At 74.4% G+C, this 20,122-nt stretch carries 17 protein-coding genes; 5 read left to right on the forward strand and 12 right to left on the reverse strand.

The window, feature by feature from the left end:
* Nucleotides 1-25: 25 nt before the first annotated feature.
* On the reverse strand, nt 26-2,098 hold the full coding sequence (locus BLT82_RS21855; RefSeq protein WP_404204845.1) for a HelD family protein: 2,073 nt from the start codon (nt 2,096-2,098) through the stop codon (nt 26-28).
* Nucleotides 2,099-2,316: 218 nt separating this feature from the next.
* Between BLT82_RS21855 and BLT82_RS21860 the strand changes: the two genes are divergently transcribed.
* Nucleotides 2,317-2,505, forward strand: a complete 189-nt coding sequence (locus BLT82_RS21860) for a hypothetical protein (protein ID WP_093657437.1) — start codon at nt 2,317-2,319, stop codon at nt 2,503-2,505.
* Nucleotides 2,506-2,742: 237 nt separating this feature from the next.
* Nucleotides 2,743-3,939, forward strand: a complete 1,197-nt coding sequence (locus BLT82_RS21865; RefSeq protein ID WP_404204849.1) for a glycosyltransferase 87 family protein — start codon at nt 2,743-2,745, stop codon at nt 3,937-3,939.
* An 85-nt stretch (nt 3,940-4,024) separates the two neighbouring features.
* Here the strand turns inward: BLT82_RS21865 and BLT82_RS21870 are convergent, their stop codons facing one another.
* The 3 genes from BLT82_RS21870 to BLT82_RS21885 form a co-directional block, all read right to left on the reverse strand.
* The gene (locus tag BLT82_RS21870) at nt 4,025-4,306 is read right to left on the reverse strand and encodes a type II toxin-antitoxin system RelE family toxin (RefSeq protein ID WP_093657439.1); all 282 of its coding nucleotides are present in this window, start codon (nt 4,304-4,306) and stop codon (nt 4,025-4,027) included.
* A gap of 344 nt (nt 4,307-4,650) precedes the next feature.
* Nucleotides 4,651-6,294, reverse strand: a complete 1,644-nt coding sequence (locus BLT82_RS21875; RefSeq protein WP_093657441.1) for a DNA repair helicase XPB — start codon at nt 6,292-6,294, stop codon at nt 4,651-4,653.
* A 1,167-nt stretch (nt 6,295-7,461) separates the two neighbouring features.
* Nucleotides 7,462-10,185, reverse strand: coding sequence for a helicase C-terminal domain-containing protein (locus BLT82_RS21885; protein ID WP_093657445.1), 2,724 nt, complete (start codon nt 10,183-10,185; stop codon nt 7,462-7,464).
* 188 nt (nt 10,186-10,373) lie between these two features.
* Between BLT82_RS21885 and BLT82_RS21890 the strand changes: the two genes are divergently transcribed.
* Nucleotides 10,374-11,399 (forward strand): hypothetical protein, encoded by a 1,026-nt coding sequence (locus BLT82_RS21890; protein ID WP_093657447.1) that lies wholly within the window; start codon nt 10,374-10,376, stop codon nt 11,397-11,399.
* Between the two features lie 271 nt (nt 11,400-11,670).
* On the opposite strand, the gene BLT82_RS21895 is transcribed toward BLT82_RS21890, so the two are convergent.
* From BLT82_RS21895 to BLT82_RS21905, 3 genes are read right to left on the reverse strand one after another with little or no spacing between them, the layout of a single operon-like run.
* On the reverse strand, nt 11,671-12,492 hold the full coding sequence (locus BLT82_RS21895; RefSeq protein ID WP_093657449.1) for an ABC transporter ATP-binding protein: 822 nt from the start codon (nt 12,490-12,492) through the stop codon (nt 11,671-11,673).
* Nucleotides 12,489-13,601, reverse strand: coding sequence for a FecCD family ABC transporter permease (locus BLT82_RS21900; protein WP_093657451.1), 1,113 nt, complete (start codon nt 13,599-13,601; stop codon nt 12,489-12,491). The genes BLT82_RS21895 and BLT82_RS21900 overlap by 4 nt, the downstream gene beginning before the upstream one ends.
* On the reverse strand, nt 13,598-14,605 hold the full coding sequence (locus BLT82_RS21905; protein ID WP_093657453.1) for a FecCD family ABC transporter permease: 1,008 nt from the start codon (nt 14,603-14,605) through the stop codon (nt 13,598-13,600). The genes BLT82_RS21900 and BLT82_RS21905 overlap by 4 nt, the downstream gene beginning before the upstream one ends.
* A 109-nt stretch (nt 14,606-14,714) precedes the next feature.
* Between BLT82_RS21905 and BLT82_RS21910 the strand changes: the two genes are divergently transcribed.
* The gene (locus tag BLT82_RS21910; protein ID WP_093657760.1) at nt 14,715-15,356 is read left to right on the forward strand and encodes an HAD family hydrolase; all 642 of its coding nucleotides are present in this window, start codon (nt 14,715-14,717) and stop codon (nt 15,354-15,356) included.
* A gap of 120 nt (nt 15,357-15,476) precedes the next feature.
* Here the strand turns inward: BLT82_RS21910 and BLT82_RS21915 are convergent, their stop codons facing one another.
* A complete protein-coding gene (locus BLT82_RS21915) occupies nt 15,477-15,743 on the reverse strand; it encodes a hypothetical protein (protein ID WP_208868004.1) in 267 nt (88 codons plus the stop codon).
* A 159-nt stretch (nt 15,744-15,902) separates the two neighbouring features.
* On the opposite strand from BLT82_RS21915, the gene BLT82_RS38590 reads away from it, so the two are divergent.
* Nucleotides 15,903-16,286, forward strand: a complete 384-nt coding sequence (locus tag BLT82_RS38590; RefSeq protein WP_093657457.1) for a cold-shock protein — start codon at nt 15,903-15,905, stop codon at nt 16,284-16,286.
* Nucleotides 16,287-16,328: 42 nt separating this feature from the next.
* Here the strand turns inward: BLT82_RS38590 and BLT82_RS21925 are convergent, their stop codons facing one another.
* The 4 genes from BLT82_RS21925 to BLT82_RS21940 all read right to left on the reverse strand — a co-directional run bounded on the left by BLT82_RS21925 (nt 16,329) and on the right by BLT82_RS21940 (nt 20,024).
* On the reverse strand, nt 16,329-17,171 hold the full coding sequence (locus BLT82_RS21925) for a 1,4-dihydroxy-6-naphtoate synthase (RefSeq protein ID WP_093657458.1): 843 nt from the start codon (nt 17,169-17,171) through the stop codon (nt 16,329-16,331).
* A complete protein-coding gene (locus BLT82_RS21930; RefSeq protein WP_093657460.1) occupies nt 17,168-17,887 on the reverse strand; it encodes a futalosine hydrolase in 720 nt (239 codons plus the stop codon). Before BLT82_RS21930 ends, BLT82_RS21925 begins: the two co-directional genes overlap by 4 nt.
* A 145-nt stretch (nt 17,888-18,032) precedes the next feature.
* A complete protein-coding gene (locus tag BLT82_RS21935) occupies nt 18,033-18,512 on the reverse strand; it encodes a DUF2771 domain-containing protein (RefSeq protein ID WP_093657462.1) in 480 nt (159 codons plus the stop codon).
* A 144-nt stretch (nt 18,513-18,656) separates the two neighbouring features.
* Nucleotides 18,657-20,024, reverse strand: a complete 1,368-nt coding sequence (locus BLT82_RS21940) for an MFS transporter (protein WP_093657762.1) — start codon at nt 20,022-20,024, stop codon at nt 18,657-18,659.
* Nucleotides 20,025-20,122 lie beyond the last annotated feature (98 nt).

The following is a 20,122-nucleotide window of genomic DNA, read 5'->3' on the forward strand; positions in this document are numbered from 1 at the left end:
CAACTCGCGCGGGGCTCCGCCCGATTCACCCCAGCTGCCACGGCAGGGGCGACGAATGGAGCACCGTCAGGCCGGAGACCGCACGGGTCAGGGCCACGTAGAGCCGGCGCAGACCCGTGCGTTCGTCGGGCTCGGCGGCGACGACGGCCGCGGGGTCGTCGAGCACCACGTAGTCGTACTCGAGGCCCTTCGCGAGGGACGCCGGCACCAGGGTGAGCCGGGCGTCCGGTGTGGTCTCCTCGCCGGGGGCGAGGAAGCGCACACCGGCACCGGTCAGCGCCGCGGCCAGTGCCGGTGCCCGGTCGTCCGCGGCGATCAGGCCGATCGAACCCTCGTGCCGCAGTGCGGACAGACACGCGGCGACCACGTCCCCGTCACCCTCCGACGGGCGGATCTCCAGCGAGCCGGGAGACTCACGGACCGAGCGGACCTCCGTCAGCCCGGGCGACACGTGGGGCAGCAGTCTGGACGCGTACGCGATCACTTCGCGGGGCACCCGGAAGCCCGCCGTCAGCTCCTCCACCACCGCGTCCGGCTTGCCCAGATGTGCCAGCGCCTCGGACCAGTCCGCCGTCGCCCACGGGGTGGTGCCCTGCGCCAGGTCGCCGAGGACCGTCGCCGAACCCGTCGTGCATCTGCGCCCCACCGCCCGGTACTGCATCGGCGACAGGTCCTGTGCCTCGTCGAGGACCACATGGCCGAGGGACGGAGTGCGCTCGACGAGGTCGTTCGCCTCGTCGACCAGCACCGCGTCAGCCGCGGACCAGCGCGCGGAGCGGACCGAGCGCGGCGGCCTGGTCCAGAAGACCGCCTTCTGCTCGTCGGCGCTCAGCACTCCGTCCGCGTGCTCCGCCAGGAAGTCCGGGTCCGAGAGCAGGCGCAGCACCAGCTTCGCCGGGTCTACCGGCGGCCAGATCGCCTTCACCGCAGCCTTCACCGCCGCGTTGCGCGCCACCGAGTCCTGGACCCGGTCGTCCGGCGCCTCACCGGCCTGTTCCATCCGCACGAGCACCGCGTGCGCGATGCGCTGCGGCAGTGCGTCGCGGGCCGCTCCGTAGCGGATGTCGCGATCCAGCAACTCCCGGACGATCTCCTCGAGTTCGTACGCGGGAATCCGCCAGCGCCGGGACCCGCGGACCACCATCACCGGCTCGGTCGGCATCGTCACGTGCGAACGGACCGCGCGGCGCAGCACTTCCGCCATCCGCGCGTCACCCTTCACCAGGGCGGCCGCGGGCTCGTCCGCCCCGCGCACCTCGACATGGGCGACGAGATCCGCGACGGTCGCCTGCTTGACCTCCAACTCCCCCAGCGCGGGCAGGACCTGCTCGATGTAGTGGAGGAAGGACCGGTTCGGTCCGATGACCAGCGTGCCGGTACGGGCCAGCCGCTCCCGGTGCGCGTACAGCAGGTACGCCACCCGGTGCAGGCCGACGGCGGTCTTCCCGGTGCCCGGACCGCCCTGCACGCACACCGTGCCCGAGAGGCCCGACCGTACGATCTCGTCCTGCTCGGGCTGGATCGTGGCCACGATGTCCCGCATCGGGCCCACGCGCGGGCGTTCGATCTCCGCCTGGAGCAGCCGGCTGGTCCGGTCCGCCTCCGTCGGGTCGGTGAGGTGCTCGTCCTCGTACGCGGTGAGGTCGCCGCCCGTGTAGCCGAAGCGGCGGCGCAGCCGCACGTCCATCGGGATCTTGCGGGACGCCCGGTAGAACGGCTGCGAGACCGGCGCGCGCCAGTCGATCACCATCGGGTCCCCCTCGCCGTCGTGCACATGGCGCCGGCCGATGTAGAAGCGCTGCCCCTCCTGAGTGGTCTGCAGATAGTCCAGCCGCCCGAAGAAGAGCGGGGTGTGGGCGAGATCCGCGAGGGCCTTGATCCGCTCGTTGATCTGCGACTCCAGGACGGCGGCGTTCACCCAGTTCGCCGTGACGTCGCGGATGTCCAGGGCCTCGACGTCCTCGCGCATCGCGCGCAGGGCGGCGCGCGAGGCGGTCAGATGGGCCCGTTCACGGCCCAGGGGATCGTGCGCCGGTGCTTCGGGCGCTTCGGGCGCGGGCACGGTGCTGCCTCCGAAGGTACGTTGGAAGTACGACATGACAGCGCACCCGGTTTCCGTCCGGGAGGCGGCACTCCTGCGAGGGAGGCGGGCAAGACGGGCGATAATACTCAGCCCGTCGTGCCGGGGCGAATGGATTTCGCGGGGCGGGGTCCACCCCGTAGGGGAGGCCCTATATCCGAAGTCGTACAAGCCCGCGACCGGCGTTCAGCCCGTAGATCGATGTGCCGCGGACGCCGAGAACCCATCCTGGTCACATGAGTGCAGCCAGCTTCACCCCAGCGTCCCGGCCCGGTCGCGGAGCCACCGCCACCGGCGCCCAGGCCCACCACACCCACCGTCTCGGCGACGCGCTGCGCGCGGTCAAGGTCTTCGTCTCCACGGCGTTCGGTGTCGTGGTCCTCGGCGAGTACAGCGAGGAGGCCGGAGTCCGCCGGCATCTGTGAGTCCCGGCATCTGTGAGTCCCGGCATCTGTGAGTCCCGGCACCTCTGAGTCCCGGCACCTCTGAGTCCCGGCATCCTCTGAGCACCGCCCGGCCACGCCCGGAGCCCGAAGACCGTGCCCGGAGCCCTTGCCCGAAGACCCCCGGAGTCCGCGCCGGTGCGAGCGGCGGACCCCCCGCCGTCGCGGAGCGCCCCCGCCCGACGGACGGCCGCCCGCTGATCCACTAGGGTCGCGGCCGTGACGCTTCCGTACCGGACCGTGACCACCCGATCGCTCCCCGCGACCTCCGTCCTCGTCCTCTCGCTCGCCGCGCTGGCCGCACTCTGCGTCGCCCAGCGCATCCCGATGGCGGACACCCTCGTGTACCGCGCCGAGGGAGCGGCCGTCGCCAACGGCACCGACATCTACGGCTTCACCGTCACGAACTGGCGGCTGCCCGCCACCTATCCGCCCTTCGCCGCGATCCTGTTCGTGCCGACGACCTGGCTGCCGGTCGCCGCCCTCAAGGTCGTCTTCGTCGCGGGGAACGCCCTGCTCCTCGCCCTGCTCGTACGGCTGTCCTGCCGCTTCGCCGGACTGCCCGCCTCCGCGCCCGCCGTCCTGGCCGCCACCGCCGTGGGGCTGTGGCTCGAACCCGTCTTCCAGACCCTCGTCTTCGGCCAGATCAACCTCGCACTCGTGTGTCTGGTGCTGTGGGACCTCTCCCGGCCGGACGACGCGGTCGGCAAGGGCTTCGCACTGGGGATCGCGGCGGGCGTGAAGCTCACCCCCGTCGTCTTCGTCGTCCTGCTGCTGATCACCGGGCGCCGCCGCGGCGGGCTCACCGCGCTCGCGTCCCTCGCCGGTACGGTCCTGCTCGGCGCGCTCGTCCTGCCCGAGGCCAGCGCCGACTTCTGGACGCGGCGGATCTTCGAGACCGACCGGGTCGGCAAGGCCTGGATCATCGAGAACCAGTCACTGCAGGGGCTGTTCGCGCGCGTACTGCACCGGGCGGAACCGGGTGCGGTGTGGGCGGCCGTGGCGCTCCTCACCGCCGTCGCGGCGCTGTGGACCGCCCGCCGGGCGCCGTACCGATGGGCCGTGCTGGCCGTCGCGTACGCCGCGCTGCTCGTCTCGCCGATCAGCTGGTCCCACCACTGGGTGTGGTGCGTGCCGCTGCTGGCCGTCCTGATCGCCGAGGGGCGCAGGGGAACGGCCGCGCTGATGGCCGTGGTGTTCCTGGCCCGCACCATGTGGCTCGTGCCGCACGCGGGGGACCTGGATCTCCGGCTGCAGTGGTGGCAGCAGCCGTTGGCGTCCCCGTACGCACCGCTGGGGCTGGCGGTCCTGGGGATCGCGGCCCTGCGGGCGCGCGACGGCGGTGACGGCGGGCTGCCGGTGCAGCGCGGGGCCGGGGCGACGGGAGCGGCCGCGGACACGGGCGCCGTCCGCTGAGCCGCGCCGCCGCCGCGGTGTCTCGAGGCCGCCGCATGCCCCGGCCCTCCGCGCCTGGGCGCGGCCGCCGGGGCGACCGGCGGCGTCAGCTCTCCGGGAGCAGGATGTCCGCGTCGTCGAAGATCCGCAGGACGACGAGGAGGAGCCGCCCCCGCGAGATTATGTACTCGGCCACGACCTGCGAGGTCAGCCGGATCTCGCGGTCCTGCTCGCCGGGGCCTATCGGGCGGGAGTGCGCGGTGTACGGGTCGCGGGCGAGGATCTCGACCGCCTTGTCGAACGAGGCCCGGCGCACCGGGTCCAGGCGGTCGCGGTCACGGGCCGCCGACTCCGTGAAGAGCACCTCGTAGCTGTCGTGGTGCGGCATGGGGTCCTCCTCGGGTCGGCCCTTCGTGCACACCGGTCGTCGTTCGTCGTGCGCGTGCCGGTCGTGCGCACCGGTCGCCGGCCGCCCGCTCCGTCGTACGCTCCGGGTCCTGCGTGCCGGGGCCGGTCGTACGTACGGGGTCCGCGTGCCGGGTCGCAGTCGCACGGACCGTTCGTACGTGTCGCGTTCCGTCGTACGTGCCGGTCCGGCAACCGGGTACCTCCCGGGCGCCCAGGACGGCGCCCGGGGACCAGCGTAGCGAGCACCGGTCTCCCGGGGCGCCGGCACGGGCGGAGGACGACGGCACCCCCCGCCGCGCAGGCGGATCAGGAGGTGGACAGCCCTTAGTCGTCCGCGAACAGGTCGTCCGCGTCCACGATCCGGTACGCATACCCCTGCTCGGCCAGGAAGCGCTGGCGGTGCGCCGCGAAGTCCTGGTCGATCGTGTCGCGGGCCACCACCGAGTAGAAGTGGGCCTTGTGGCCGTCGGCCTTGGGGCGCAGGACCCGGCCGAGGCGCTGGGCCTCCTCCTGGCGGGAGCCGAAGGTGCCGGAGACCTGGATGGCGATCGTCGCCTCCGGCAGGTCGATCGAGAAGTTCGCGACCTTGGAGACGACCAGGACCGAGATGTCGCCGTTCCGGAACGCGTCGAAGAGCTTCTCCCGCTGGGAGTTCGGCGTCTCCCCCTTGATGACGGGCGCGTTCAGGTGCTCGCCGAGCTCGTCGAGCTGGTCGATGTACTGGCCGATGACCAGCGTCTGCTGGCCCGCGTGCCTGCGGACGAGCGCCTCCGCGACCTTCCGCTTGGTGTCCGTCGTGGCGCAGAAGCGGTACTTCTCCTCGGTCTCGGCCGTCGCGTACGCGAGCCGCTCGGAGTCCGTCAGATTGACCCGGACCTCGACGCAGTCGGCGGGCGCGATGTACCCCTGCGCCTCGATCTCCTTCCAGGGCGCGTCGAACCGCTTCGGGCCGATGAGCGAGAATACGTCCGACTCGCGGCCGTCCTCGCGCACGAGCGTCGCCGTCAGTCCGAGCCGGCGGCGGGCCTGCAGATCGGCCGTGAACTTGAAGACCGGCGCGGGCAGCAGATGAACCTCGTCGTAGAGGATCAGGCCCCAGTCGCGGGAGTCGAACAGCTCCAGGTGGGGGTAGATGCCCTTCCGCTTCGTCGTCAGCACCTGGTAGGTGGCGATGGTGACCGGGCGGATCTCCTTCTTGGCGCCGCTGTACTCGCCGATCTCCTCCTCGGTCAGCGAGGTCCGCTTGATCAGCTCGTGCTTCCACTGGCGGGCGGAGACGGTGTTGGTGACGAGGATGAGCGTGGTCGCCTTAGCCTGGGCCATCGCACCGGCGCCGACGAGCGTCTTGCCCGCGCCGCAGGGGAGTACGACGACGCCCGAGCCGCCGTGCCAGAAGCCCTCCACGGCCTGCTTCTGGTACGGCCGCAGGGCCCAGCCGGACTCGTCCAGGTCGATGCGGTGGGCCTCGCCGTCGACGTATCCGGCGTGGTCCTCGGCGGGCCAGCCGAGCTTCAGCAGCGTCTGCTTGATCTGGCCGCGCTCGGAGGGGTGAACGGCGACCGTGTCCGGGTCGATCCGGGCGCCGACCAGCGGCTGGATCTTCTTGGAGCGCAGGACCTCCTCCAGCACCGGCCGGTCGGTCGTGGACAGCACCAGACCGTGCGTGGGGTGCTTGACGAGCGTCAGGCGGCCGTACCGGGCCATCGTCTCGGCCACGTCGACGAGCAGGGCGTGCGGGACGGGATAGCGGGAGAACTCGACGAGCGCGTCCACGACCTGCTCGGCGTCGTGCCCGGCCGCCCGTGCGTTCCAGAGGCCGAGCGGGGTGACGCGGTACGTGTGGATGTGCTCGGGGGCGCGCTCCAGCTCGGCGAAGGGGGCGATGGCGCGGCGGCAGGCGTCGGCCCGGTCGTGGTCGACCTCGAGCAGGAGGGTCTTGTCGCTCTGGACGATGAGCGGTCCGTTCACGCGGGTGACCTTTCCTCGTGGCCTGCGTCCGGGTCCCGGCGATCCCGTGCGGCCAAACGTCCAGTTTGCCTCATCGGGCGGTGCGACCGCGTGGCCCCGGCCACACCGCCCGGACCGGCCATGGGCGGGATCGGCCGCGGCCTCCGGAAGCCGCCTCGGGCGGCCCCGGACCGAGGCTCCCGGAACCGCCGCCGTGAGACCGGCACCCGGGACCGGCCCCGGGGGACCGGCCCCGGGGGACCGGCACCGGGGGACCGGCACCGGGGGACCGGCACCGGGCCCGCGGGGCCGCCCTCCCGAGACCGGCCCCACCCCCGAGCGGCCGCCCCTCCCCGACGAAGCCCCCGACGGCCCCTCCCGTGACCCCCCTGAGCGGCCCCCCTCCCCGAACGAAGCCCCCTCGGCCCCCCGGCCGCCCGCGAAGCCCCTCCGAGCGGCCGGCCCCCGGCCGTCGCCCCCCTCTGCCCGGAGGCGACCCACCCCCTGCCCCCGCCCCCCGCCCCCTCGGCCGCCCGTTTCCCCCGGCCCCCCGGCCACCGCCCCGCCCTGGCGCCCGGTCCCGCCCGCCGGGTTCAGATCAGCGGGCTGTTGACCAGTGGACCTTCGATCTGGAGCAGGACCGGAACGGGGACGAGGTGGCCGAGGGCGAGGAACGCGGCCGTTGCGAGGGCGGCAGCGATACCGCGCATGGCCCGGGACCTTTCTGTGCCGGGCGCTCCCCGTGGCGAGCGCTGCGGTGGCCGTCGCAGACGGCCCGGACGGAGGCGGGCCCGCGCCGCTCGGCGTGGTGCGGACCCACCGGCAAGGCCGGATTCGTCGGACGTGGCCCACAGTGGCCTAGACCGTGAGTCCGCCGCCGAGATCGATGCCGACCGCCGAGGCCCGTGTGGCCATCGCGCCCAGGAGCGCGGCTGCGGCGACGAGGACGGTGGTGACACGACGCATGGAACGACCTTCCTTCCGGCTGTCCCGGGCCGGACGGGCCCGGGATCGTCAGTGGGACGCCGGGTGGCTGCCCAGGGCCCCGAGCCGGAATGCCGAAGGTCGCCCCTGGGTGGGGAATTGATCACTCCGGGGCGGGAACCGCCGCGGTTGCGCGCATGATTCGCGCAATCGCCGGGGCGCCTGGGCGTCCGCCTCGTGCGAGCCGTGTCCGGGACGGGGCGCTCAGGCCGGTTCGTCCGCGAGCTCGGCGACCCCGGTGATGCGGTGCAGGGGATAGGTGCGCACCTCGTCGGCGGTGTGGTCGTACGCGGTGACGAAGCCGCCCTCGACGCGGACCGGGGCGATGACCCGCTGGCTCGCGGCCCCGTCGGCGTTGACGTACCCGATCCAGATCGCGGAGCCGGTGAGCGCGGCCGCCTGCACGGTCGCGAGGGTCTCGGCCGGGGTGGTGCGGGGCAGTTCCCCCGCGCCGGTGTGCGGTGCGGGCTTGCGTACGGCCGTGGCGGCCAGGTCGCCCGCCCGGATCGCCTTCACCGCGGCGCCGAGCAGCGTGTCGTTCGGGACCGGCGGCCCGTCCGGAACGGGGACCGGCGGGGTGCGGTGCGGGGTCCGGTGGGCGTCGGCGCGGGTGATCAGCACATCGCCCTCCGCGGACTCGGCGGCGGGCGCGAAGCCCATGCCCCGCAGTCCTTCGAGCAGCGTCGCGGGGTCGGCCTGGGCGGCCAGCACGGTGGGAGCGAGCCGGCGCATCCGCAGGCCGTGCGAACGGCGGTCGGCCAGGATCTCGTCGAGCAGAGCGTCGTCGTCGCAGCGCACGTAGGCGGAGGCGGCGCCGATGCGCAGATGGCCGTGCTTGCGGGCGACGTCGTCGATGAGATAGCTCAACGGCTGCGGCACCGGGGTACGGCTGTGCCGGGCGAGGAAGGCGTGCAGGTCCGCCGCGGCCTGCCCGGCGTCCAATGCCCGCCGCACGGACGCCGGCGTAAACCGGTAGACCGTCGCGCCACCCTTCGATTCCACGTCCGCAAGGACCCCCAGCGCCTCGGCCAGCGGGCGCTCCAGCGGGCCCGGCGCGACGGCGGTGAGATCGGCCTGGAGGAGCACGTGGTCGAGCGGTTCCGGCAGCAGCGGGGCGATCACCCCGGCGGCGAGCGCGGCCCGGGCGGCGAGATCGGCGGGGCCGTGCGTGGCGGACCCCACGGGGACGCCTCCGGCCGGTTCGGGCGCGGTCTCCGCCGTGCCCGGGACCACGCCGGCGCCGCGCTCCCCTCGGTTCCGGTCGGCCGTCGCGGGGAGCGCGGGGGCGGCCAGGAGCGTGCGCGCGGCGGTGGAGAGGGCGCCGCGGCCGGTCAGTCCCAGGAGCTCGGCCTCGGTCAGGGTCCACACGGCGATGCGCGAGCGCAGATCGGAGGGCTCCGGGGTGCCGGGGGCGGGCTGCGCCGGAGTGCGGACCGGGTGCTCCCAGCGGAGCCGGGCCAGGACCGACTCCGGGTCGGGCGCCGCGCCCCAGGGCAGGTCCGCGAGCAGGGCCAGCACACGGTGCCGCACCTCGGGGGCGGCACCGCGGTCCAGGTCCGGGCCGAGTGCCGCGAGCGTACGGCCCTTGGCGTCCTGGCCGCCGACCAGTCCCGACGTCCGGGTGGCCGTGAGCCAGGCCGTCGCGAGGGCCGTCCAGCGCGAGGCCGCCGGCAGGTCCAGCCACTCGTCGTACGCGGGTGTCGGGGCGAACCTCTCGCCCTCCCCCGTGGCACGGGACGTACCCTCGCCGCCGTCGGAGGCCAGCAGCCCGGCCGCGTAGGCCAGTTCCAGCCAGAAGGCGGCGATCTGCTCGGAGACGTCGAGCGCCGCGGCGGTCCGCTTCAGGTCCCGGACGCTCAGGCCGCCCGCTCGCAGCACCGCGGGCCCGCCCGTCTGCCAGCCCTTCAGCAGCTCCTCGACGGTGGCGAGCGCGGTGTACGCCTGCCCCGCGGCCGTGCTGTCCACAATCTGTGGACGGTGTTCGGCCGCGACCTCGATCCCCGGCGCGACCGGTTCGGGCTCGCGGTGCGCCCGCCCGCCGCGCAGATGAAGCGCCACCTCGCGCGGCAGCACCACCGTCCGCAGCGACGAAGGCAGCAGCAGTCCCCGGTCCCGCAGCCACTGCACCGGCGTCGACTCCGCCGCGCCCGAGGAGTCGCCCGGCGGAGCCACCGTCCCGTAGGGCGGGCCCCACACCAGGCGGTCGAGCACGGCGAGCGCTTCGGCGGGCGCCGTGTCCAGCAGCGCCGCCATCCGCTCCCGGTCGGTGAACAGCGAGGTCAGCGACGCCACGGCCGAAACCGGATCATGGGTCGTCGGCAGACCCGCCGCGGCGAGGATCTCCTGCAGCCGGCCGGGTGACATCCCCGCGGTCGCCTCGGCGGCCGTGGGGCCGAGGCCCGTCGGGGACGGGTGCTGCGGGGACGGGGCGAGCAGTTCGCGCGCGGTCCGCACCAGTCGCAGCCGGTCGTCGTCACCCCACACCAGCGCCCGCTCGCGCAGCACCTCGAGGGCGCGGGGGAGCGCCGCCTCGACGGCGGGGTCGCCGTCGTCGCCGCTCATCAGCGCGAGCAGCGTCCCGTACGAGGTGGGTTCCACGGCCACGGCCAGCGCCTGGGCGGTCTGCTGGGCGAACCGGTCGAGCCGCTCCAGCGCCCTGACGACGGAGGCGCGGGTGCCGGCGCGGGTGGCGAGCTGGGTCAGATCGTTCGGCACGGGGCTCAGCAGGTCGGGGCGGGCGCGCAGCAGCGCGGCGAGCCCCCGGTCGCCGCGGTTGCGGAGCGCCTCGGCGAGGGTGCGCGGCGGTGTGCCGGTGCGGTCGGCGGTTCGGGTGCCGGGGGGTGCCTCCGAGCCGTCTCGGGCGTCCGGCGCGGTGCCGTCGGGGGCGTCGGCGGGCGTGTGCGCGGAGGCTTCGTCGTGCGGGCGCACCGGCGCACCGGCGGCGGTGCCCCCCGCCTCACGCGCCGGCTGTCCTGCCGGTCTCCCTGCGGACGTTCCTGCGGGCACGTGCGCCTCCCGATCGAGCTCACCGGTCCCCCATCCGCCCCACGTTAGCCCCTGCCCAGGCGCTAACGTCAGGACCGGGCGCCGGGACGGGCGCGCTGTGGAGGGGCACCGTGGGGATCGAGAGCGATCAGCTTGTCTTCGACTACCTGAGCCGGGTCGGCGATCTGGCGCAGCAGCGCCAGTTGCCCTCCGGTACCAGGATGCAACTCGTGTCGTCGCTGCGTAACGAGATCGACCGGGAGCGCGCCAGGTACGGCACCGACAGCCCGGCGGCAGTCCAGCGCATCCTCGGACGGCTCGGCACCCCCGACGAGGTGGTGGACGGGGCGGCATCCGGACCGGGCCGGCGCCCGGCCCCGGACGGGGCGGACGGCTCCGCCGCCGGGACGGCCCCCGCGTCCGTGCCGGAGCAGCGCTCGGGGGCGCCGGAGGCCGAAGCCGCCGGGGTGCCCTCCGGGGCGGCGGTCCCCGGAGCGGCCACGGGAGCCGGGGAACCCGAGTGGTGGCGGATCGAACGCGGACGGCGCGAGGACGCCGACTTCGGCGCGTTCGTCGGCGGCGTGGAGATCCCCGACCTGCTGCGGCCTCCCCGGAAGGACGAAGAGGACGAAGAAGACGGGGGGAAGCGCGCCGCCGGCGGGCCGGAGAAGCGGGGCGGGGCGCGGCGCGGACGGCTTCTGCGGTGGCGTCGGCGCGAGACGGCGGGCGCCCTGGACGCCTCGGGTGCCGCTGGAGGGGCCGGTGCTCCGGCGGGTGCGCCCCCGGCCGCCCCCGCGCCGTCCCGCGGGGCGGTGCGCGCGCTGGGCAACCCCATGCTGCTGTTCGCGGCGACGCTCCTCGGTGTCGGCGCGGTCCTGGGGTCGCTGGTGGCCCTGGCCGGCGGCTGGCTCCTCGCCTACGCGACCCGCGCCCTGTCCCGCGCCGAGGCCAAGCTGGCGGTCCTCGGCATCCCCGGGCTCGTCGCCGCGAGCGCGGCGGTCTGGATCTGGGGACGTGTCGAGGGCCGGTGGGGCGAGCCGATCGCCCCGGGCGGTGACGCGATGCGGGAGGCGCTGACGGGCGCCTGGCCGTGGGTGGTCCGCGGCGCGGCGGTCGCGTCCGCCGTCTTCCTCCTCTGGCGCGCCCGCCGCCGCTGACGCCGCGCCCGCGGCGGGTGGTACGTCCGGGCGCGGTGCGGCTTCGCGCGCATGCGTACGGGGGCCCACGGTCTCGGGGCCCGTCGCCGGGCCCGTGGGGTGCGGCGGACGCGCCGCGCGGACCGGGCGACCCTCGGTCCGTCCAAGGCCCCGAGGGCGGACGCACGGGCCGCGACGCCCGGAAACGTCGCGCCCGAAGTGCCCCGCCCCGCGCGGAGGGCGCCGCACGCGGGCGCCGGCCCCGTGCCGCCGCGCATGCGGGACGGCTCGATCAGACGGTGCCGCCGCGCGCCCCGGCCGCCACGCCCGCGCCCCACGGCACCCCCGGAACGACCAGCGGCGACCCCGTCACCGGGTCGGGGACGACGACCGACGCGAGGCCGAAGACGTCCCGGACGAGTTCGGCGGTGACGATGTCCGAGGGGTGGCCCTCGGCGACGATGCGGCCGTCCTTCATGGCGACGAGGTGGTCGGCGTAGCGGGCGGCCTGGTTGAGGTCGTGCAGGACCGCGACGACCGTACGGCCCCGCTCGTGGTTGAGCCGGCGCACCAGGTCGAGGACCTCCACCTGGTGCGCGATGTCCAGGAACGTCGTGGGTTCGTCGAGGAGCAGCAGATCGGTCTCCTGGGCCAGGGCCATCGCGATCCACACCCGCTGCCGCTGACCGCCGGACAGCTCGTCCACGGGGCGGTCCGCGAGATCGGCGACGTCGGTGCGCTCCATGGCTTCCGTGACGGCCCGTTCGTCCTCGTCCGACCACTGCCTCCACCACGCCTGGTGGGGCTGCCGGCCGCGGGAGACCAGGTCGGCGACGGTGATAGCCTCCGGCGCCACGGGCGACTGCGGCAGCAGCCCTATCCGCCGCGCGATCCGCTTGGTGTGGATGCGGGCCAGTTCGGTGCCGTCCAGGAGCACCGCGCCGCCTTTCGGCCGCAGCAGCCGGCCGAGCGCGCGCAGGGTGGTCGACTTGCCGCAGGCGTTCGGGCCGACGATGACCGTCACCCGGCCGTCGGGCACGGCCAGGTCCAGCTCGTGGACGACGGTGCGGTCCTCGTAGGCGAGCGTCAGGTCACGGGCCGTCAGCGTGCTCATGCGGAGCCTCCAGTGGCGCGGCCGGTGCGGCCGCGGACGATCAGCCAGATCAGGTACGGGGCGCCGACGGCGGCGGTCAGCACACCCACGGGCAGTTCGGTCGGTGCCAGCAGCCGCCGGCCGAGCAGGTCGGCGAGCACGACCACCAGCGCGCCCGTGAGCGCCGAGCAGAGCAGCGGGATCTGCGCGGTACGGGTCAGCCGGCGGGCGATCTGCGGTGCGAGCAGCGCCACGAAGTCGACGGGGCCCGCCGCGCCCGTCGCGACGGATGCGAGGACGACGCCCAGCACCACCAGGCCGAGGCGTACGCGCCCCAGACGTATGCCGAGCGCGGTGGCGGTGTGGTCGTCGAGGGAGACGTTGCGCATGGTCCGCGAGGCCCAGACCGCTGCCGGGACGAGCGTGAGGAGCGTCCAGCCGAGCGGCGTGGCCTCGTCCCAGCCGCGGCCGTTGAGCGAGCCGGTCATCCAGATCTGTGCCTGCTGGGCGACGAGGTAGTCGCCCTTGGTCATGAACAGGGTGGTGACCGAGCGCAGCGCGATCGCGAAGCCGATGCCGACGAGGACGAACCGGGCGGCGTGGAGACCGCCGCGCCACGCGAACACGTAGACCAGCGCGGCGGCCGCGATCCCGCCGGCGACCGAGAGGTACGGGAGCACGCCGTACGAGGTGACGCCGAAGGTCAGCGCCGCCACCGTGACCGCCCCGGCGCCCTGGCTGATGCCGATCACGTCGGGGCTGGCGAGCGGGTTGCGGGCGACGGTCTGGACGAGTGCTCCGGCCACTCCGAACGCCGCGCCGACGAGCAGACCCACGACCATGCGCGGCAGCCGCAGCGTGCCGACGACGAGTTCGTCCGGGGAGGGCCGGCCGAGGAGCACGTTCACGACCTCGCCGGGGGCGACGAAGCTCTCGCCGGCGCAGAGGTACGCCACGCACACGCCCCCGAGGAGCACGGCGAGGGCCACGGCGACCCCCGCGGCCCTCCGGTGCAGGAGGAAGCTCGCGCGTCCGGTGCCGAGCCGGCTGTGCCCGGCCGGCCGGGCCGAAGCGCGGCCCGTCGCCGCAACGTCCCCCGGCCGAACGGCCGTCCGCTCTGCGGCGCTCATGCGGGGACCGCCTTCCGGCGCACCATGGCGACCAGGAACGGCACGCCGATCAGTGCGGTCGTCACACCCGCGGGTATCTCGCCCGGCGGGAAGAGGATCCGTCCGACGACGTCGGAGACGAGGAGCATCACGGGTCCCAGCAGGGCCGCGAACGGGAGTACCCAGCGGTGGTCCGAGCCGACGATCGCGCGGGCGATGTGCGGTACGGCGAGGCCGACGAAGGCGACCGGGCCCGCGGCGGCGACGCCCGCGCCCGTGAGGACCGTCGCGCCGATGCCGCCGACGACACGGACCGTCGCGACGCGCCGGCCGAGCCCCTTGGCCACGTCGTCGCCGAGGGCCAGGGCGTCGAGCCCGCGGGCGACGGACAGCACGAGGAGGGTGCCGAGCAGCAGGAAGGGCCAGATCTGTGCGGCGATCTCGGCGTTCCGTCCGCCGAGGGCGCCGACCTGCCAGAAGCGGAACTCGTCGAGGGCCGCGGCCCTGGTGGTGAGCACGGCGGTCGTCACCGAGACCAGCAGCGCGTTGATCGCCGCCCCGCCGAGGGCCAGTTTCACCGGCGTCGCCCCGCCCCGGCCGCTGGAGGCGACCGCGTACACCGCGACGGAGGCGATTGCCGCGCCCGCGAAGGCGAACCAGACGTAGCCGTTGAGCGTGTGCACCCCGGCGAAGGCGATCGCCAGGACCACTCCGACGGAGGCTCCCTGGCTGATGCCGAGGATCCCGGGGTCGGCGATGGGGTTGCGGGTCAGCCCCTGCAGCACGGTGCCGGCGAGCGCCAGCGACGCACCGACCATCAGACCGATGAGGGTGCGCGGCAGCCGCAGTTCCAGGACGACCTGGGCGGACTCGCTCGTGCCTCCGTGCAGCAGTGCGTCGAGCACCGCGGACGGGGCGATGGGACGCGCGCCCACCGCGAGACTGAGCAGGACCGCGACGAGCAGCGCCGCGACTGCAGCCGCGATCGCGAGCACGCGTCTGGTTCCGGGAGCGGCGGCTGACATCGTTTCCCATCGGGAGTCCGGTAAGGGTCGGCTAAGTCTAGGCACCGCCCCTCCGGCGCCCGACCTGCCCCCCGGTGCCCCTTTCCGGGCCCCGGGCACAATGGCCCTCATGGCTCCGGAACCCCTGACGCGGCCCCTCACGGTCGGATTCGACCTCGACATGACCCTGATCGACTCGCGCCCCGGCATCCGGGCCGCCTACCGGGCGCTGTCCGCGGAGACCGGGGTGTGGATAGACGCCGACCTCGCGGTCACCCGGCTGGGACCGCCGCTGGAGCAGGAGCTCGCGCACTGGTTCCCGGACGAGCGGATCCTGGAGATGGGCGACCGCTACCGCGAGCTCTACCCCGCCTACGCCATCGCCCCGACCCACGCGATGCCCGGCGCCCGCGAGGCCGTCGCCGCGGTCCAGGCGCTGGGCGGTCGCGCGATCGTCGTCACCGCCAAGCACGAGCCCAACGCCAAGATGCACCTGGCCCACCTCGGCATCGAGCCCGACGAAGTCATCGGATGGCTGTGGGCGGAGGCCAAGGCGGAGGCGCTGCGCGAGTACGACGCCGGGGTGTACGTGGGCGATCACGTCGGCGATGTCCGCGGGGCCCGGACCGCGGGGGCGCTGTCGGTCGCGGTGCCGACCGGGCCGTGCGACGAGCGGGAGCTGCGCGAGGCGGGCGCGGACGTGGTCCTGCCGGACCTCGCCGCGTTCCCCGCCTGGTTCGCGGGCTACACGGGCACGGCAGCGGCAGGCTGACGAGACGCGCTGTGCGGAGGCGGGCGGCGGCCCGCTCGCGGCTTCGGACCACGGCGGTCCCTGTGCGGCGGGCGCGGACCCCCTGCATCGTCCCGTCCCTGCGCGGCGGCCCGCGGTCCCCTATGCGGCGGGCGCGGACGGCGCGGACGAGCGCGCCTGACGCCGCTGCACGGCGATCGACCGGAGCACACCGGTTCCCGCGATGAGAAAGCCGACGCCCATCAGCATGCTCACGAGGTACGCGGCCGTCGGGAACGGCTCCGTGCCGAGGAACAGAGGGGCCACGGTGACGAGAGTGGCCACGGCCCCGATGATGAAGACGATCGCGCCGGCACGGACGAGCCCGTCGCCGGGACCGGCCGAATTCGCTTGGGTTTCATGAGTCACCCGACCAGGGTAGTTCCCAGCGCGTAGGAACCACCGGGGACGTCTTGTCAGTGGCCCTCGGACCATTAGCCTTGTGTGGTGGCGGGTCGAGCGGCCCGCTGCAGTGCTATCCAGACCGTTTTTTCGCAATTCCCGACGAGTACGAGGACGAGGACAGACGTGCCTACCGGCAAGGTCAAGTGGTTCAACAGCGAGAAGGGCTTCGGCTTTCTCTCCCGCGACGACGGCGGCGACGTCTTCGTCCACTCGTCGGTGCTTCCTGACGGAGTCGACGCCCTGAAGCCCGGTCAGCGGGTCGAGTTCGGTGTTGTCGCGGGACAGCGCGGTGACCAGGCACTCTCGGTGACGGTCCTCGACCCCACCCCCTCCGTGGCCGCCGCTCAGCGCCGGAAGCCGGACGAGCTGGCCTCGATCGTGCAGGACCTGACGACGCTCCTGGAGAACATCACCCCGCAGCTGGAGCGCGGCCGCTATCCGGACAAGGCCCACGGCAAGAAGATCGCCGGACTTCTGCGCGCGGTCGCCGACCAGCTCGACGTCTGACCTCCGCCGCCGCGCCGCCCCTCCGGACGGTGGCGCGGCGGGTCAGACGAAGGACAGCGCATCGCGGCCGAGGGGAGGTACGAGCCCCTCGGCCGCGGCACGCGTCAGCAGACCGCGGACGGCCGCGTAGCCCGACTCGCCGAGGTCGGCCGTGAACTCGTTGACGTAGAGCCCGATGTGCTGGTCCGCGACGGCGGGGTCCATCTCCTGGGCGTGTTCCATCACGTACGGGCGCGACGCCACCGGGTCGTCCCACGCCATGCGGACGGACGCGCGAGCGGATTCGGCCAGGAGGCCCAGCAGTTCCGGGCCCAGCGAACGCTTGGCGATGATGGCGCCGAGCGGGATCGGCAGCCCGGTCGTGTTCTCCCAGTGCTCACCCATGTCCGCGAGGCAGTGCAGGCCGTACTCCTGATAAGTGAACCGCGCCTCGTGGATCACGAGTCCGGCGTCCACCTTGCCGTCCCGTACGGCAGGCATGATCTCGTGGAACGGCAGGACGACGACCCGGCCGACCCCGTCCGGCAGCACGTCCGCGGCCCACAGCCGGAACAGCAGGTACGCCGTCGACCTCTCGCTCGGCACCGCGACCGTCGCGTCGCTCAGGTCGGCGCCCGGCCCACGGGTGAGCACGAGCGGGCCGCAGCCCCGGCCCAGCGCGCCGCCGCAGGGCAGCAGCGCGTACTCGTCCAGCACGTACGGGAGCACCGCGTACGAGACCTTCAGCACGTCGAACTCGCCGCGCTCGGCCATGCCGTTGGTGATGTCGATGTCCGCGAACGTCACGTCGAGGCGGGGCGCGCCCGGGACCCGTCCGTGCGCCCAGGCGTCGAAGACGAAGGTGTCGTTCGGGCAGGGCGAGTAGGCGATCTTGAGTTTGCTCATCGGGCCTCCTCATCGAGGACGGGGATCAGCAGCCGGAACGCGTCCCGCAGGGCGTCCAGGGCCTCGCCGACGCGCCAGGCGGCCCGGTCGCGGGGGCCGACGGCGTTGGACACGGCGCGGATCTCGGCCACGGGAACCCCGTGCGACGCGGCCGCCTCGGCGACCCCGAAGCCCTCCATCGCCTCGACGGCGGCCCGGGGGTGACGTGCGGTCAGCTCGGCGGCCCGGGCGGCGGTGCCGGTGACCGTCGACACGGTGAGCACGGGGCCGTGCACCGCGCCCAGCACCTCGGCGACGCGCTCCGACAGCGCGGCGGGCCGGTGCACGGAGCGTCCGAAGCCGAGTTCCTCGACCGGCAGATGACCGTCGGGTGTCTGTGCGCCGAGGTCGGCGGCGACCATCGCGTCCGCGACCACGACCGCGCCGAGCGGGGCGACGCCCGCGAAGCCGCCGCCGATCCCGGCGGAGACCACCAGGTCGTACGGGGGAGCGCCGGGCGTGGAGGCCGCGGCGGTCAGGGCGGTGGCCGTCGCCGCGGCCGCCGCGGCGGGACCGACGCCTCCGGCCAGGACGTCCACCGCCGTCCCCGTGCCCGCGCAGCGGCGCAGGGTGTGGCCGCCCGGGACGCGGTGGGAGGTCACGGGGCCGTCGGGGCAGAGCCCGGCGACGACGGAGTCGGCCTCCGCCCGCACCGCGGTGACGACGAGTACGCGCATGGCTGAGCCGTTCGGGCGGGTACCGCCCGGCCGGGTCCCTTCGGTGTAGTCGCTTCGGTCCTGGCCTGCCGGACCGCCGGCCCGGAACCGCCGGGCCTCGGGGCCGGGGCCGCCGGACCGTCGGCCCCCGGATTCCGTCCCGGACTCAGTCCTGCGCCAGCTTGAAGTGCCAGATGCCCGTCAGCTTCTTGCCCGAGGTCTCCACGATGGACACCTGCGCCGAGCTCGAGGGCTCACCGGTCGTCGGGCTGGTGAAGAAGGCGCTGGCCGGGATCGTCCGGTACGTCTTGTGGTAGGGCTCCTGCTCGGCGCGCTCGCCGCCGATGAAGATCGTCCAGCCGTTCTCGGCGATCTCGGGGTCGACACCGAAGCGGATCTTGTCGTCCGGTGCGACCGTGATGGACTTCTCGGCCTTCTTGTTGAGGCAGTCCTGGATCTGCGACTCCTTGATCGCCTTGCCGTCGTTGTAGCAGGCGGCTTCGGTGTGCACCGAGGTCGTCCCGACCGTCACGGTCGCGAGCGGCGTCGGCTTGTCGCAGGCGGAGAGTACGAGGAGGCCGGCGGACACGGCACCGAGGGCGGCGGCGGCCCGGCGGTGCTTGCCGGAGAGGAACGCAACGGTCATGGTCCGAAGGCTATCGGGCGCCCGGTGTCCCGCAGCGCGGGGGTGCGGCGTGGCGCCCCCGATGGCCCCGCCGGCACCGTGCGGCACGTGGGGGCCGACGGCCTCGCGGCCGGCCGCGGTCACGGCGGGCCCGGCGCCGCGGCCTCACCGTACGCGGGGCGACACCGTGACCCGGCTCGGTGCGGCGGTGCTGCGGCGGGACGCCACGAGCAGCCCGCGCAGCGCCAGCACCGCGCCCAGGGCCAGGATGCCCGCCGCCACGGACATGCCCACCGCACCGTTCAGCGGCAGCGCGATCCCGATCGCCCCGCCGACCACCCAGGACATCTGCAGCAGCGTCTCCGAACGGGCGAACGCCGACGTCCGCACGGACTCCGGCACGTCACGCTGGATCATCGCGTCCAGCGACAGCTTCGACAGCGCCTGGGACAACCCCGCCACCGCACCGAGCACCGCAACCATCAGCGGACTGAAGAACACCGCGGCGAGGACCGCGGCCGACAGCGCCAGCATCAGCCCCGTGGCGACGATCACCTCGGGAGGCCGGTGGCGCACCCACGCCCCTATCGCCGTGCCGCAGGCGTTCCCGATCCCCGCGGCGACGCCCACCATCACCAGCGACGCGGCCGCGCTCTGCCCGGCCAGCGGATGGACGCGCAGCAGGAAGGCCAGGAAGAAGATCAGGAAGCCCGACAGCATGCGGTGCGCCGCGTTCGCCTGCAGCCCGTGCAGCACCGACGGGCCGACCGTCCGCAGACTCGGCTTCCGCTCGCCGTGCGTCAGCATGTGCGCCTTGCGCTCGCCCTTCGCCGAGTCGACCTTCGGGGGCATGCTCAGCGAGAGGAAGGTGCCCGCGACGAAGATCGCGCAAGCGCCGTACAGCGGCCAGGCGGGGCCGATCTGCTGGAGCCCCGCCCCGATCGGCGCGGCGATCCCCGTGGCGAGCAGCCCGGCCAGCGTCACCCGCGAATTCGCCTTCACCAGGGCGAACCCCGGCGGCAGCAGGCGCGGTACGACGGCGCTGCGGATCACCCCGTACGCCTTCGAGCACACCAGCACGCCGAGCGCCGCCGGATACAGCTCGATGCCGCCCGTCGCCACCGCGCCCGACATGGTCAGCGCCAGCACCGCACGGGCCGTCATGGTGCCCGCCATCGCCGCGCGGCGGCCGTGCGGGATGTGGTCGAGCAGCGGGCCGATCACCGGGGCGAGCAGGGCGAACGGTGCCAGGGTGATCGCCAGGTAGAGCGCGACGCGCCCGCGGGCCTCGTCGGTGGGCACGGAGAAGAAGACGGTCGACGCCAGCGCGACGGTGATCATGACGTCGCCGGCGCCGTTGACCGCGTGGAGCTCGATCAGCTTGCCCAGCCCTGACTCGCCCGCGCCGTGCGCATGGGTGGCCCGGCGGATGCCCTTGGCCGTACGGGTGAACGGCAGGTGCAGGGCGCGGCCGACGGCGCGGCACGCCCTGCTCAGCGGCCCGGGAGCGCCGGACGACCTCGCGGCTGTCACGTCGTCATAGTGCCCCAACCGCCGCCGACCCGAACCGGGATTCGGACGGGCAGGTGGGCGGCGCGCCACGGAGGGGGTAGCGTGCGTAGCGCGCCACC

The sequence above is a fragment of the Streptomyces wuyuanensis genome, from assembly GCF_900103455.1.
Lineage (GTDB): Bacteria > Actinomycetota > Actinomycetes > Streptomycetales > Streptomycetaceae > Streptomyces > Streptomyces wuyuanensis.

What these genes read in the sequence shown, in the direction of transcription:
- BLT82_RS21855 (WP_404204845.1), bottom strand. Translation starts at nt 2,098, where the DNA reads ATGTCGTACTTCCAACGTACCTTCGGAGGCAGCACCGTGCCCGCGCCC.
- BLT82_RS21860 (WP_093657437.1), top strand. Translation starts at nt 2,317, where the DNA reads ATGAGTGCAGCCAGCTTCACCCCAGCGTCCCGGCCCGGTCGCGGAGCC.
- BLT82_RS21870 (WP_093657439.1), bottom strand. Translation starts at nt 4,306, where the DNA reads ATGCCGCACCACGACAGCTACGAGGTGCTCTTCACGGAGTCGGCGGCC.
- BLT82_RS21895 (WP_093657449.1), bottom strand. Translation starts at nt 12,492, where the DNA reads ATGAGCACGCTGACGGCCCGTGACCTGACGCTCGCCTACGAGGACCGC.
- BLT82_RS21900 (WP_093657451.1), bottom strand. Translation starts at nt 13,601, where the DNA reads ATGAGCGCCGCAGAGCGGACGGCCGTTCGGCCGGGGGACGTTGCGGCG.
- BLT82_RS21905 (WP_093657453.1), bottom strand. Translation starts at nt 14,605, where the DNA reads ATGTCAGCCGCCGCTCCCGGAACCAGACGCGTGCTCGCGATCGCGGCT.
- BLT82_RS21910 (WP_093657760.1), top strand. Translation starts at nt 14,715, where the DNA reads ATGGCTCCGGAACCCCTGACGCGGCCCCTCACGGTCGGATTCGACCTC.
- BLT82_RS21925 (WP_093657458.1), bottom strand. Translation starts at nt 17,171, where the DNA reads ATGAGCAAACTCAAGATCGCCTACTCGCCCTGCCCGAACGACACCTTC.
- BLT82_RS21930 (WP_093657460.1), bottom strand. Translation starts at nt 17,887, where the DNA reads ATGCGCGTACTCGTCGTCACCGCGGTGCGGGCGGAGGCCGACTCCGTC.
- BLT82_RS21935 (WP_093657462.1), bottom strand. Translation starts at nt 18,512, where the DNA reads ATGACCGTTGCGTTCCTCTCCGGCAAGCACCGCCGGGCCGCCGCCGCC.